The organism is Micromonospora sp. I033, from assembly GCF_053890995.1.
The window spans coordinates 35,979-48,366 of sequence record NZ_JBSSLX010000021.1; the positions used below are offsets into that span (position 1 = coordinate 35,979).

A 12,388-nucleotide genomic window follows, 5' to 3' on the forward strand; every position below is an offset into this window, starting at 1 on the left:
ACCCTCGGTTACATGTCAGCGACCTCGTCTGCCGGCGTCCCGTTCCCCGCCCGCCTGAGTCGGAGTTCGGGCCGCGCCCAGGTTCCCGGCTCCGGTCAGGGCACCACCGGACGCGCCCGCGCGACCGACGCCCGCTGGTACCCCTCGCCCGACGAGCCGCGCTCCGGGGGGCCCGGCGGTCCGGGCGGACCGACCGGCCCGTCGGGTCCGGGCGGCGGCTCCGGCGGCCCCGGCCGGCGTGGCCCCCGCCCGCGCTGGGGACGGATCGGCCTGGTGGCCGGCGTCGCGGTGCTGGTGCTGGCGCTGCTCGGCGGCGTGGGCGCCTGGCTCTACGCCCGCAACCTCGACAACGACCTGGCCCGGACCGACCCCTTCTCCCAGATCACCGGTGGGCGGCCGGCCAAGCAGGTCGACGGCGCGTTGAACATCCTGCTGGTCGGCAGCGACTCGCGGGACCCGGACGCCGAGGTGGACGCCGCCGGCAAGTGGCGGGCGGACACGCTGATCGTCATGCACATCCCGACCGACCACAAGCAGGCCTATCTGGTCTCCATCCCGCGTGACCTGTACGTGCCGATCCCGGAGAGCGCCGGCGCGTCCTGCGACTCGGGCTCGCGCAACAAGATCAACGCCGCCTTCGCGTTCGGCGGCCTGCCGCTCGCGGTCAAGACCGTGGAGTGCTTCAGCGACGTCCGGATCGACCACGTGATGGCCATCGACTTCGCCGGGTTCAAGGAGGTCACCGACGCGCTGGGCGGGGTGGACCTCAAGGTGGAGCGCACCATCACCTCGATCCACAAGCCGTACCGGACCTTCACCAAGGGTGTGAACCACATGAACGGCGCCGAGGCCCTGGACTGGGTCCGGCAGCGCAAGCAGTTCCCCGACGGCGACTTCGCCCGGATGCGCCACCAGCAGGAGTTCCTCAAGGCGCTGATGGACAAGGCGGCCAGCACCGGGACATTGACGAACCCCAAGAAGCTCAACGATTTCCTCAAGGCGGTCACCGCCGCCGTCACGGTCGACCAGGGATTCTCGTTGACCGACATGGCGCTGCAGTTCCGGAGCCTGCGCGGGGAGAACCTGACCTTCATCACCAGCCCGAACCTGGGCGGCCAGACCGTCGACGGCCAGTCGGTGGTGGTCTCCGACCGGGAGAAGGCACTGGCCATGTACAAGGCGATCGCCGCGGACACGATGGCCGACTGGGTGAAGGCCAACCAGAAGACCGACGGCGACGGGAGCGGCGGCTGACGCCACCCCGCGAGGCGGTCCATCCGGTCGGCGGTCAAGGCTCGTCCCACGGGGAGCCAACCGCCGTCCGGATCTTTTCAATTGGCCGTTCGGTCACAACCCTGAGCCATTGGCCGAGATTGACGGGAATAGCCCTCGCACGAGGTCGCGAGAACGGGAACGGATACGTACAGTGGTCCCGCCCCCGATCACCGAGCTGGAGCACGCATGCCGGTCCAGACCAGCCGTCGCCCTCCGTCACTGGAGCCCGGAACACCCGGGCGGGTTCCCCCGATCATCCCGAGCCAGCCCGGCCCCGGCGGCCCCGGCGACGGCGGGAAGAAGCGCGCCAAGCGCAAGGACCCGCTCTGGGCCAAGCTGACCGTGATCTTCGGTGCCATCCTGATGATGACCAGCGGCGTCGCGATCGTCGGCAGCAAGGCGGTGATCGGCCAGGCCACCAGCAGCATCGACCAGGGCAACCTGCTCGGTGAGGCGGGCAAGAGCGACGCCGAGGGCGGCAACAGCCTGGACGGCCCGATCGACATGCTGCTGCTCGGCGTTGACGCCCGGGCGCGTTGGGCCGCCGACAACGTCCGGTCGGACACGATCATCATCCTGCACATCCCGGCCACCCACGACCAGGCCTACCTGATCTCCATCCCGCGCGACACCGAGGCGCAGATCCCGGCCTTCGAGAAGAGTGGCTACCGGGGCGGCACCGACAAGATCAACTCCGCGTTCTTCTTCGGGGCGCAGAACGGCGGCGGTTGGGAGGGCGGCGCCCAGCTGATGGCCAAGACCATCAAGAACATGACCGGGATCAGCTTCGACGGCGCCGCGATCATCAACTTCGGCGGCTTCAAGAGCGTGATCGACGCGCTCGGCACGGTGCGGATCTGCGTCAGCCACGAGGTCAAGTCGCACCACATGATGATGGTCGACGGCAAGCCGATGTGGAACGCCGACGCCAAGAAGACCGGCAAGTCGATGACCCCGGTGGTGCACAAGAAGGGCTGCAAGGAGATGGAGGGCTGGGAGGCGCTCGACTACGCCCGCCAGCGCTACGGCCTGCCGAACAGCGACTACGACCGGCAGCAGAACCAGCAGCAGCTGATCAAGGCGATGGCCAAGAAGGCCACCGACAAGGGCATGCTCACCAACCCGCTCAAGCTGAACTCGCTGATCAAGGCGGCCGGCAAGGCCTTCATCCTGGACACCGGCGGCGTGCCGATCGCGAACTTCATCTTCACGCTCAAGGGCGTCAGCGGGAACGACCTGATCACCCTCCGGACCAACGGCGGCACGTACAGCACCGCCGGCAACGGCCGGGAGAAGTTCAACGAGACGACCATGGAGATGTTCCAGGCGGTGAAGAAGGACAAGCTCGCCGACTTCGTGGTGGCGAACCCGACCGTCCTGTCCACCCGCAAATGACCTGGTGACCGGCCGGTAGCCGACGCGAAAGCGGCACCGCCCGGCGGTTCCCCCCGTAGCCTGACGTGAGCGGGTCTCATGTCGCGGCTACGGGGGGAACGTCACGTCCAGGCCAGCACGGAACGCACGCGGGCGGACCCGATCCGCCCGCTGGTCCCGGTTCCTGCTGGGTGCCGGTCTCGCCCTGCTCCTGCTCGCCACGCTCTCCGTGGCCGGGCTGCACTGGCTCACCAACCGCTACGACCGCACGGTCAGCAAGGAACAGCTGCTCGACCCGGCGGCGCGGCAGTCGCGTACCGACCTCTCCGGGCCCCTCAACTACCTGCTGATCGGCTCCGACCACCGGTCCGGCGCGAACCCCGAGGACCAGCGCGCCGACAGCATCCTGATCGTGCACGTGCCGGCCGGGCTGCGGCAGGCGTACCTGATCTCCGTCCCGCGGGACCTGCTGGTCGCCATCCCGGCGGCGCCCGGCTTCGGCGGCGGCCAGGACAAGGTCAACGCGGCGTACGAGCACGGCGGCGGGGGCGAGGCCGGGGCCCGCCTGCTCAGCACCACCCTGGCCCGGCTCACCGGGGTCCGCTTCGACGGCGCCGCGCTTGTCGACTTCTCCGGCTTCAAGCAGGTCATCGACCTGCTCGGCGGCATCCGGATGTGCGTCGACACCCCGGTCCGGTCGATCCACACGAAGACCCGGTTCGACCCCGGCTGTCAGCAGATGGACGGCGCCCGGACGCTGGACTACGTGCGGCAGCGCTACGACCTGCCCGGCGGCGACTACGACCGGCAGCGGCACCAGCAGCAGATGCTCCGGGCGGTGCTCGACCGGGCGAGCCAAACCCATCTGCGCAGCGACCCGGTGCGGCTGGACCGGGTGCTCCGGGCGGCCGGCGGCGCGCTGACCGTGGACACCAACGGCGTACCCCTGGAGGACCTGCTCTTCGCGCTCCGCGGGCTGCCCGCGGACGCCCTGCACGGCGTCCAGGTGCCCTCCTACCCGCAGACCATCGACCAGATCTCCTACGTGGTGCTGGACAACGGCGGCAGCGGGCTCTTCGACGCGCTGCGGGGCACCCGGGTGCCGGAGTGGGCCGGGGCCAACCCCCGCTGGGTCAACCGGCTCTGACCGCACCGGCCCGCTAGGCTTGGTAGCCGTGTTCGGACCCCAGGTTCCCAGCGTGCCCGCGTCGGCCGTGCCCGACGACAGCTACCTGCTCGACGTCCGGGAGGACGACGAGTGGGCCGCCGGCCACGCGCCGGCCGCCCACCACCTGCCGATGACCGAGCTGCCCGCCCGGATCGCGGAGGTACCGGACGATCGCGAGGTGGCCGTGATCTGCCGGTCGGGCGGACGGTCCGCGCAGGTGGTCGCGTACCTGATGCGCAACGGCTGGGACCGGGTGCGCAACGTCGAGGGCGGGATGGGCGACTGGGCCGCCGCCGGCCGCCCGGTGGTCACCGACGACGGGCAGCCGGGCCGGGTCGCCTGAGGCGCGGCGGGGCCATGACCACCCCCCTGGTCTTCGCGCACCGCGGCGCCTCGTACGACCTGCCGGAGCACACGCTCGCCGCCTACCTGCGCGCCCTCGACGAGGGCGCGGACGGGCTGGAGTGCGACGTCCGGCTGACCCGGGACGGGCACCTGGTCTGCGTCCACGACCGCCGGCTGGACCGGACCAGCAACGGTCACGGGCTGGTCAGCGCGCGCACCCTCGACGAGCTGGAGGCGCTCGACTTCGGGTCGTGGCACCCCGGCGGGGCGGCGGCCGACGGGGACGAACCGCTCGACGAGTCGCACACCCGGCTGCTCACGCTGGAACGCCTGCTCGACGTGGTGCTGGCCGCCGGCCGGCCGGTCCGGCTGCTGATCGAGACCAAGCACCCCTCCCGCTACGGCGGGGACGTCGAGCGCCGCCTGGTCACCCTGCTGCGCCGGTACGGGCTGGTGGAGCCCGGTCCGGACGACCCGGTCCGGGTCACCGTGATGTCCTTCTCCCCGCTGGCCGTACGCCGGATCCGCGACCTGGCCCCGGCGCTGCCGACGGTGCTGCTGCTGGAGGTGCTGCCGCGCTGGCTCCGGCTGGGCCGGCTGCCGTTCGGCACCCGGATCGCCGGGCCGGGGATCGGCCTGGTCCGGGCCCGCCCGCAGCTCGTCCCGGCGCTGCGGGCCGCCGGCAACCAGGTCTACGTCTGGACGGTGAACGAGCCGGCCGACCTGGAGCTGGTGCTGGCCGCCGGGGTGGACGGGGTGATCACCGACCGGCCCGCGCGGACGCTGGCCCGGTTGGGCCGGTGAGGCCGGCCGGTCCGACCGGTGGGCGGTCGCCCGGCCGGGGGTGTCTTCGGGACGGGCGGCGCGGCACACTCGGGACATGCCGGAGCGAACCGACTACACCGCCCTCATCGCCGGCCACACCGGCGTGATCAAAATGATCAACTCGGGCGAGTCGGGCCTGCCCGTGCTCACCCGGCTGCTTCGCGCGGTCGAGCCGGCCATCGGCGCGGCCGGCCTCGTGTTCGTGGAGTTCGCCCCCGCCGGCGGCCGGGTGATCGCGGCGACCGGCAGCGCCGAGTTCGCCACCGGCCACCCGCTGCCGGCCACCGACCCGGCCACGGTCTGTCTGCTCTCCGGCCCGCCGGTGTGGGAGGTCCGGGTCGACGCGATCCCCGGCGCGGCCGCCGACGAGCTGGCCGCGCGCGGGCTGCGCCGGATGATCGTGGCCCGCGCTGAGATCGGCGGCCTGACGGTGGGCAGCCTGCACGCCTTCTATCCGGATGACGAGCCGCTGGACGCCTCCCAGCGCGCCGTGGTCGGCTACGTGGCCGCCTGCATCGCCCACATGTACGGCGACCAGACCGGCCTGCCGGTGCACGGCGACGGCCCGGTGGTGGCGGCGCTCGCCGACGGCCTGGCCGTGGTGGACCGCGACCATCACGTCCGGCTCTGGAACCCGGCCGCCGCCCAGGTGACCGGCCGGCCGGCCGACGAGGCGCTGAACCGACCGCTGCCGTTCCCGCTCCCCCCGTCCGGGCAGGTGCTCGACCACCGGCTCCCGGACGGCCGCTGGCTGCGGATCACCTCCGGCGAGCTGCCCGGGCCGGGCACGCTGCGGGTGGTCACCTTCCGCGACATCACCGACCAGCAGCGGCGCGACCACGACCGGGACCTCTTCGTCGCGGTGACCAGCCACGAGCTGCGCACCCCGGTCACCGTGATCAAGGGGTACGCGGACACCCTCACCGACCACTGGGAGTCGCTCAGCGACGACGACCGGCGGCAGGCCGCCCGGATCATCGGGCAGCGCGCCAACGAGCTGGCCCGGCTGGTCGACCGGCTGCTCACGGCCGCCACCGAGAACCGCCCCGGCGGCGAGCCGGCCGCGCCGTTCGACCTGGCCGACGCGCTGCGGGCGGCGGTGCCCGACCTGCCGGCGGACGTCCGGCACCGGGTGGTCCTCGACCTGCCGGCCGACCTGCCCAAGGCGCTCGGCGACCGGCACAGCCTGGCCACCGTGCTCACCGAGCTGGGCACCAACGCCGGCAAGTACTCGCTGCCGGACACCCCCATCGAGATCTCCGCCGAGGCGAACGGGCGGACGGTCTCCTTCCGGGTCGCCGACCGGGGCATCGGCATCCGGCCGGAGCACGTGGAACGGGCGTTCGACCGGTTCTGGCAGGGGGAGTCGGGCGACCGGCGTCGCTATCCGGGGGCCGGCCTGGGCCTCTATCTCGTCCGGCAGATCGTTGAACAGCAGAATGGATGGGTATCCCTCCGACCGAGAGCCGGTGGGGGTACGGTCGCAGAGGTGCGGCTGCCACGGGGATGAACCCGGCCCGCACGGGGGTGGGGAAGGAACGGCGGTGTCGACGGGTTCGGCCGAACGATCATGGTGCGTGGTGGTGCCCCACCACGCCACCGGTGCGCGCCTGGCCCGGCACCGGCTCGCCGACGAGCTGGCCGACGTCGTACCCCCGGCCCTGCTGGCCGACCTGGTCGCGGTCCTCGCCGAGCTGGTCGGGAACGCCGTGCGGCACGCCGATCCGCTGCCCGGTGGCGTCGTGCGGGTGGCCTGGCGGCTGCGCGCGGCCGCCGGCGGGCAGACCGTCCAGCTCCGGGTGACCGACGGCGGCTCCGCCTCCGGCCCGCTGATGCGGGTCGCCGCCCCCGACGCCGTGGACGGCCGCGGCCTGCACATCGTCTCCGGGCTGGCGAGCCGCTGGGGGGTCGAGCGGGACGGCCTGGGCCAGAGCGTCTGGGCGGAGTTCGACCCGACCGGGTCGATCCGGTCGGACCTGGTCGCGGCCGGTTGAGCCGACCGGGGAGGCGGGTTGCGCCCACGCCCGTCGGGTCCGGCATCTAGGCTGTCTCGCCGTGAGCAAGCGTCGAAAGAGCCAGCGGGCCGCCGAAGCCACCCCGAAGCGGGAGAAGGTGCGCGACATCTTCGTGCCCCGACCGTTCGAGGGGCTGGTCGACGAGCCGGAGTGGATCGCCCTGCGCGAGCTGGTGCCGGCCGCCTCCGCGCCGCTGCGGCTCGCCCCCGAGCTGGTCGAGGAGCACGGCGACCGGCCGGTCACCCTGGCCACCGTGCTGCCGATGGCCGCCCCGGCGATGACCAAGCCGGACGGGCGGGTCTTCATCGGCCTCCAGCGGCACCAGCAGTCCGGCGACGTCTCCCGGGACCTGGCCGACGCGCTGCTCTGCGCGCTGCGGGCCGAGCCGGGCGGCCAGGTGAGCGTGCCGCCGCTGCCCGGGCCGGGTCCCCGCCTCCAGGACGTCCTGGTGGACGGCCCGCTGGAGATCAGCATGCACGACGGGTTCGAGTTCTGGCTCGACCCGGGCGCCGCCGACGACCCGGGCGTGCAGGCGTCCCTGGAGCGGGCCAACGCGGCGATCTACCCGACGGTGAAGCTGGCCGCGGCGCGGGCCGCGTACTGGTGCCAGGTGCCGGAGAAGGCGCACGTGCGCTGGGTGCTTCCGGAGGACGAGGACGTGGCGCTGGACGCGCTGTCCCGGCTGGGCGCGGCCGGCACGCTGACCCTGGGCGACGACACCCGGTTCGCCGGCATGTTCCGGGCGCACGGCCGCCTGGTGCCGGTCTGGGACCTGCCCGAGGACGTCCCGGCCGCCGACTGGGAGGAGCCGGTGACCGAGTTCGCCAAGCGGTACGCCGAGGCGCTGGAGGAGCGGGAGCCGCTGGACGCCGCCGGGCGCCGCGCCCGCCAGGGCCTGCTCGGCCGCCAGCTCACCCTGCGCTGAGCCGATCCTCGCCGCGGGCCCCGGTCGCCGACCGGGGCCCGTCGTCGTTCAGTAGCGCAGCGGTTCGCGGACCAGCGGGCAGGACATGCAGCGGGGGCCGCCCCGGCCGGAGCCCAGCTCCGACCCGGCGATGGCGATCACCTCGATGCCGGCCCGTTCCAGTTGCGCGTTGGTCTCCACGTTCCGCTCGTAGCCGACGCAGAGCCGGGGGGCGAGGGCGAGGGTGTTGTTGCCGTCGTCCCACTGCTCCCGTTCGGCGGTGACCGGGTCCAGGCCGGTGTCGATCACCCGGAGCTGGTCGAGGTCCATGGCGTCGGCGGCGGCCCGCAGGAACGGCGCCGGGCCGTCGACCCGCGGGTCCTCGCCGTCCGCGCCGGCGATGACCGTGTACGCGGACAGCTCGCTGGCGATGTTCGGGTACATCAGCACGGCGTCGACGTCGACCATCGTGCAGACCGTGTCCAGGTGCATGGTGGCCCGCTCCTGGGCGATCGGCACCACCAGGATGGTGTGCGCGAGCCCGGCGGCGAAGACCTGGCGGCCCAGCCGCTCCGCCCCGGCCGGGGTGGTCCGCTCGCCCACGCCGACGGCGAGTACACCCGGCGCGAGCAGCAGCACGTCGCCGCCCTCCAGGTGCTCCAGCTCCGGGTGGTAGACGAACTCGGTGCCGACGAAGCGCGGGTGGTAGCGGTAGATGGCGTCGGTCAGCGTGGTCTCCCGGCGGCGGGCGGGCATGGCCAGGCTGGTCACACCGACCCGGTCCCCGATCCAGACCGACGAGTCGCGGGTGAAGAGCAGGTTGGGCAGCGGGTCGATGACGAAGTCGTGCCGGTCCATCAGCGTCCAGACCAGACCGCCGGGGCGGTCCGGGCCGATGCGCACCTCCTCGTGGGCGAGCCCGGCGATGAAGACGTCGGCCAGGGCGGCCGGGTCGAGGTACGCGAGGTGGTCGGCGACCCGGCGGCGCAGGGTGTCGCCCAGCCGGGGCGAGCGCAGCACCAGCTCGGTCAGCTCGGCCCGCGCGTCCGGCACGGCGAGCGTCTCGGCCAGCAGGTTGGCCAGGTAGAGCACCTCCACGCCGCGGGACCGCAGGGCCGCCGCGAAGCCGTCATGCTCCTCCTGCGCCCGGCCCACCCATGGGATAGCGTCGAAGAGCAAGGAGTCGTTGTTGCGTGGGGTGAGGCGAGCGAGTTCCGGCCCCGGGCGGTGCAGCAGCACCGTGCCGAGCCGACCGACCTCGCTGTCCACGTAGTGGGTCACCTTCGCAGCGTAGGGCAGGCTTCCGCACCATCCGGGAAAAGAAGTGTGAATGAATATGGCATTCATCCGCACTCATTCCGGCGCTCCAACTTGCCGAGCCCCGGGGTGTTCAACGTAGGGTAGTGGAGACATAACTTCGAGAGACCTTTTGCCGGAGGTCGCGATGACTGTCTTTCCCGCTCGCCGAGCCGTACCGAGCCGGGCACTGCCGCCCGTCTCGGTGCCGCACCCCCGGGTTGAGGCCACCTCGGTGCTCGAGCCGGCCCGACCGACTCCGCTGGAGTGGGCCCGCCGCCGGCGGGCCGAGCGGGGGGCCCGCCGGTTGGAGGCGGCCGGGGCCCGCGCCCTCGGCCAGCTCGACCACCTCGGCCCCGCCTGGCACGTCATCGAGTGGCCCCGCACCGACGCCGCGGACGTCCTGCTCGACCGCACGCAGGACGAGCGGGCCGGGTTCCTCGCCATCGGGCCGAGCGGGCTCTTCGCGGTCACCATCGCCGACCACGGCCGGGCCCGGGTGCTCGTCGCCGGCGACGTCGTGCAGATCAACGGCAAGCGTCCGCCCTATGTGGCCGAGGCGCGCCGCGACGCCAAGCGGGCCAGCAAGGCGCTCTCCGACGCCGTCGGCCTGCCCATCCCGGTCACCCCGGTGCTGACCTTCGTCGGCTCCGGGGTCATCAGCGTCTACGGCCTGCCCAAGGACTGCCTCATGGCCACCCACCGGGAGCTGGACCGCCTGCTCGTGGCGGGCGGCAACCGGATCAGCCCGGCCACCGCCGAGAAGCTCTCCCGGATCGCCCAGGCCCCGTCGACGTGGCTCAACGGCACGTACCGTCCAGCGGCCGACTACCGGTGGTACGACGAGGGCCGAACGGCCGCTGACAAGCGGGCCGCCCGCCGGTAACGTCACCGGCGACGCCACGCGGTCCACGGCTCCGCCCCGGCGGTTCCGTCGGCCCGCGCCGTCGCCGGCCGCCCGCCACCGGGCACCCGTCGCACCGACACCTGTCCCCGGTCCCCGCCGAGCCCCGGAACCCCGAGCGGCTCCGGCGACCGGAGACGCAGCGCGGTCGGGCGGTCGCCGCGACGACCGGCTAGCGTGGACAGTCCGTCGGTGTACATAGGAGGCGCGGTGGCCCACGTCGAACTCTCGCTCTCGGAAGTGTTCGTGCCCGGCGCGGGGACACCGACCGAGCAGGAGTCCGACAACTTCGGGCAGTGGTCCGGCACGGTCTCCCGGGCCGCCGAGCCGTGCCTGCTGATCGACGCCGACACCACCGTGGTGGCGATCTCCTCGTCCGGCTGCGACCTGCTGTGCCTCGGCGCGCCGGAGGACGTGATCGGCCGGCCGCTGCTGGAGGGCGGCCTGCGCCTGGTCGACTTCACCGCCAGCCCCAGCGAGCTGACCGAGCAGGAGACCGACAAGATCCCGCCGCTGCTGGCGCTGCACTCCGGCCGGCTGGCCCGGGGGCTGCTCCGGGTCCAGGGGCCCGGCGCCGACGCCGGCACGACTGTCGACGCCATCTCCACGCCGGTGCTCACCGACGGCGGGGTGGCCGGCTCGCTCACCTTCTTCTCCGCGGTCTGACCTGCGACGACGTGTGGCGATTGCCGCACCGGGCGGTGCTGGGGCACCGCCACGTCGAGGCCGTAGGGTGCCCTCATGCTCGATGTCGCTCTGTTGCCGGGCGGGTACGCCATGTGCCGCCTGCCGGCCGGCACCGTGCTGCCCCCGCAGGTCTGGGGTGCGCTGGCCGGCCGCGACGTGGTGACGGTGAGCTGGACCGCCGACGGCATCTCGGTGATCTGCCCCGCCGAGCGGGTGCCCGCCGGGGCGGACGTGGAGACCGAGTGGCGCTGCCTGCGGCTGGTCGGCCCGCTGGACGCGGCGGTCACCGGCACCCTCGCCGCACTGGTCGACCCGCTCGCCCGGGCCCGGGTCGACGTGGTGGCCTTCTCGACGTACGACACCGACCACGTGCTGGTGCCCGCCGTGCGGCTGGCCGAGGCGACGAGCGCGCTGGAGCGGGCCGGGCACCGGGTCCTCAGGTGACCTTCACCCGACCGGGTGATCCTCCTACGATGGGCTCGGCCGACCGGCCGTGACGACGTCCCTCGATGCCGAGGATCGCACCGTGCCCTGCACCCCGCTCCGCCCCGCCCGCCGACGCCTCCCGCTGGCGCTGGCTGCCCTGCTCGCCCTCGCCGGCTGCGGCGCGCCGCCCGAACTGCGCGACCCGGCCGCGTCCGCGACCACCGTGCCGACCGCCTCCGCCACCCCCACCCCGAGCGCGACGCCCACCGCGCCGGCGACCCCGCCCGTGCCGGCCGGCACGATGCCCAGCCCGGACCCGACCGCCACACCCTGCCGGTCCGGCCCGTCCGGCGACCGGGTGGTCGCCCTGCTGCGCGGCCCGGCCCGGGTGCTGCCCCGGGACGTCCGGGTCACGGTGCGGACCGGGCCGCTCTGCGCGGAGGGCTGGCAGTACACCGTGCTGGCGGTGAGCGGGCACGAGGAGCTCCAGGTGGTCACCCGTGGCCGGCCCACCGCGCTGGAGCTGGTCACCGCCGGCACGGACGTGTGCGGGGTGGAGGTACGCGCCGCCGGCCCGTCCGGCATCCGGACCCTGGCCTGCGACGGCGCCCCCGGTGCGTAGTCTGGTCGACATGCCGGGAACACCGCCGACCCGCTTCGTCTACCTGGGTCCCGAGGGCACCTTCGCCGAGCAGGCGCTGCGCACCGTCCCCGCCGCCGAGCGGGGTGACCGGACGCCGGCGCGCAGCGTGGGCGAGGCGCTCGACGCCGTACGGGCCGGGGAGGCGGACGCGGCGCTGGTGCCGCTCGAGAACTCCATCGGCGGCGCCGTCGGGGTGACCCTGGACGAGCTGGCCGAGGGGGAACCGCTGGTGATCACCCGCGAGGTGATCCTGCCGGTCGAGTTCGTGCTCGCGGCCCGCACCGGTGTCGCGCTGGCCGAGGTGCGCAGCGTCGCGGCCCACCCGCAGGCGTCCACCCAGTGCCGGGGTTGGCTCCGCGACCACCTGCCCGACGCCACAGTGGTCGACGTGCTCTCCAACGGCGCCGCCGCGGCGGGTGCGGCGAGCGGCGAGTACGACGCCGGCATCTGCGCCCCGATCGGCGCCACCCGGCACCGGTTGACCGTTGTCTCTTATACCCATCTCCGAGCCCCCCAGACCGTACTA

The 12,388-nt window shown here is 73.6% G+C and carries 14 protein-coding genes; 13 read left to right on the forward strand and 1 reads right to left on the reverse strand.

Translation table 11 applies throughout. The features are described from left to right. Nucleotides 1-12 precede the first annotated feature (12 nt). From ACW0Q9_RS06295 to ACW0Q9_RS06330, 8 genes are all read left to right on the forward strand, one after another. A complete protein-coding gene (locus ACW0Q9_RS06295; RefSeq protein WP_456178984.1) occupies nt 13-1,254 on the forward strand; it encodes an LCP family protein in 1,242 nt (413 codons plus the stop codon). 207 nt (nt 1,255-1,461) lie between these two features. Next, entirely contained in the window at nt 1,462-2,670 is a 1,209-nt protein-coding gene (locus ACW0Q9_RS06300) for an LCP family protein (RefSeq protein ID WP_456178985.1), read from the forward strand. 208 nt (nt 2,671-2,878) lie between these two features. Next, nucleotides 2,879-3,796, forward strand: coding sequence for an LCP family protein (locus tag ACW0Q9_RS06305; RefSeq protein WP_456178986.1), 918 nt, complete (start codon nt 2,879-2,881; stop codon nt 3,794-3,796). Between the two features lie 28 nt (nt 3,797-3,824). Beyond that, a complete protein-coding gene (locus ACW0Q9_RS06310; RefSeq protein WP_456178987.1) occupies nt 3,825-4,160 on the forward strand; it encodes a rhodanese-like domain-containing protein in 336 nt (111 codons plus the stop codon). A 14-nt stretch (nt 4,161-4,174) separates the two neighbouring features. Beyond that, a complete protein-coding gene (locus ACW0Q9_RS06315) occupies nt 4,175-4,966 on the forward strand; it encodes a glycerophosphodiester phosphodiesterase (protein ID WP_456178988.1) in 792 nt (263 codons plus the stop codon). 76 nt (nt 4,967-5,042) lie between these two features. Beyond that, nucleotides 5,043-6,497 carry an ATP-binding protein gene (locus ACW0Q9_RS06320; protein WP_456178989.1) on the forward strand — a complete coding sequence of 485 codons (1,455 nt, stop codon included), beginning with the start codon at nt 5,043-5,045 and terminating at the stop codon, nt 6,495-6,497. 67 nt (nt 6,498-6,564) lie between these two features. After that, complete coding sequence (locus ACW0Q9_RS06325) at nt 6,565-6,981, forward strand: ATP-binding protein (protein ID WP_456178998.1); 417 nt, start codon at nt 6,565-6,567, stop codon at nt 6,979-6,981. A 61-nt stretch (nt 6,982-7,042) separates the two neighbouring features. After that, nucleotides 7,043-7,927: a DUF5926 family protein gene (locus ACW0Q9_RS06330; RefSeq protein WP_456178990.1), complete on the forward strand. Its 885-nt coding sequence runs from the start codon at nt 7,043-7,045 to the stop codon at nt 7,925-7,927. Between the two features lie 48 nt (nt 7,928-7,975). On the opposite strand, the gene ACW0Q9_RS06335 is transcribed toward ACW0Q9_RS06330, so the two are convergent. Next, nucleotides 7,976-9,187, reverse strand: a complete 1,212-nt coding sequence (locus tag ACW0Q9_RS06335) for an arginine deiminase (protein ID WP_456178991.1) — start codon at nt 9,185-9,187, stop codon at nt 7,976-7,978. Nucleotides 9,188-9,350: 163 nt separating this feature from the next. Between ACW0Q9_RS06335 and ACW0Q9_RS06340 the strand changes: the two genes are divergently transcribed. From ACW0Q9_RS06340 to ACW0Q9_RS06360, 5 genes are all read left to right on the forward strand, one after another. Beyond that, nucleotides 9,351-10,088, forward strand: a complete 738-nt coding sequence (locus tag ACW0Q9_RS06340) for a hypothetical protein (RefSeq protein WP_456178992.1) — start codon at nt 9,351-9,353, stop codon at nt 10,086-10,088. A gap of 228 nt (nt 10,089-10,316) precedes the next feature. Beyond that, nucleotides 10,317-10,772, forward strand: coding sequence for a hypothetical protein (locus ACW0Q9_RS06345; RefSeq protein WP_456178993.1), 456 nt, complete (start codon nt 10,317-10,319; stop codon nt 10,770-10,772). Nucleotides 10,773-10,847: 75 nt separating this feature from the next. Beyond that, the gene (locus tag ACW0Q9_RS06350; protein ID WP_456178994.1) at nt 10,848-11,237 is read left to right on the forward strand and encodes an ACT domain-containing protein; all 390 of its coding nucleotides are present in this window, start codon (nt 10,848-10,850) and stop codon (nt 11,235-11,237) included. Between the two features lie 82 nt (nt 11,238-11,319). After that, nucleotides 11,320-11,841 (forward strand): hypothetical protein, encoded by a 522-nt coding sequence (locus tag ACW0Q9_RS06355; RefSeq protein ID WP_456178995.1) that lies wholly within the window; start codon nt 11,320-11,322, stop codon nt 11,839-11,841. A 10-nt stretch (nt 11,842-11,851) separates the two neighbouring features. Further along, the coding region (locus ACW0Q9_RS06360) for a prephenate dehydratase domain-containing protein (RefSeq protein ID WP_456178996.1) at nt 11,852-12,388 on the forward strand (537 nt) is incomplete at its 3' end.

Bases quoted from the DNA above. Each gene is read 5' to 3' on its own strand.
- ACW0Q9_RS06300 (WP_456178985.1), top strand. From the start codon at position 1,462: ATGCCGGTCCAGACCAGCCGTCGCCCTCCGTCACTGGAGCCCGGAACA.
- ACW0Q9_RS06295 (WP_456178984.1), top strand. From the start codon at position 13: ATGTCAGCGACCTCGTCTGCCGGCGTCCCGTTCCCCGCCCGCCTGAGT.
- ACW0Q9_RS06340 (WP_456178992.1), top strand. From the start codon at position 9,351: ATGACTGTCTTTCCCGCTCGCCGAGCCGTACCGAGCCGGGCACTGCCG.
- ACW0Q9_RS06350 (WP_456178994.1), top strand. From the start codon at position 10,848: ATGCTCGATGTCGCTCTGTTGCCGGGCGGGTACGCCATGTGCCGCCTG.
- ACW0Q9_RS06320 (WP_456178989.1), top strand. From the start codon at position 5,043: ATGCCGGAGCGAACCGACTACACCGCCCTCATCGCCGGCCACACCGGC.
- ACW0Q9_RS06315 (WP_456178988.1), top strand. From the start codon at position 4,175: ATGACCACCCCCCTGGTCTTCGCGCACCGCGGCGCCTCGTACGACCTG.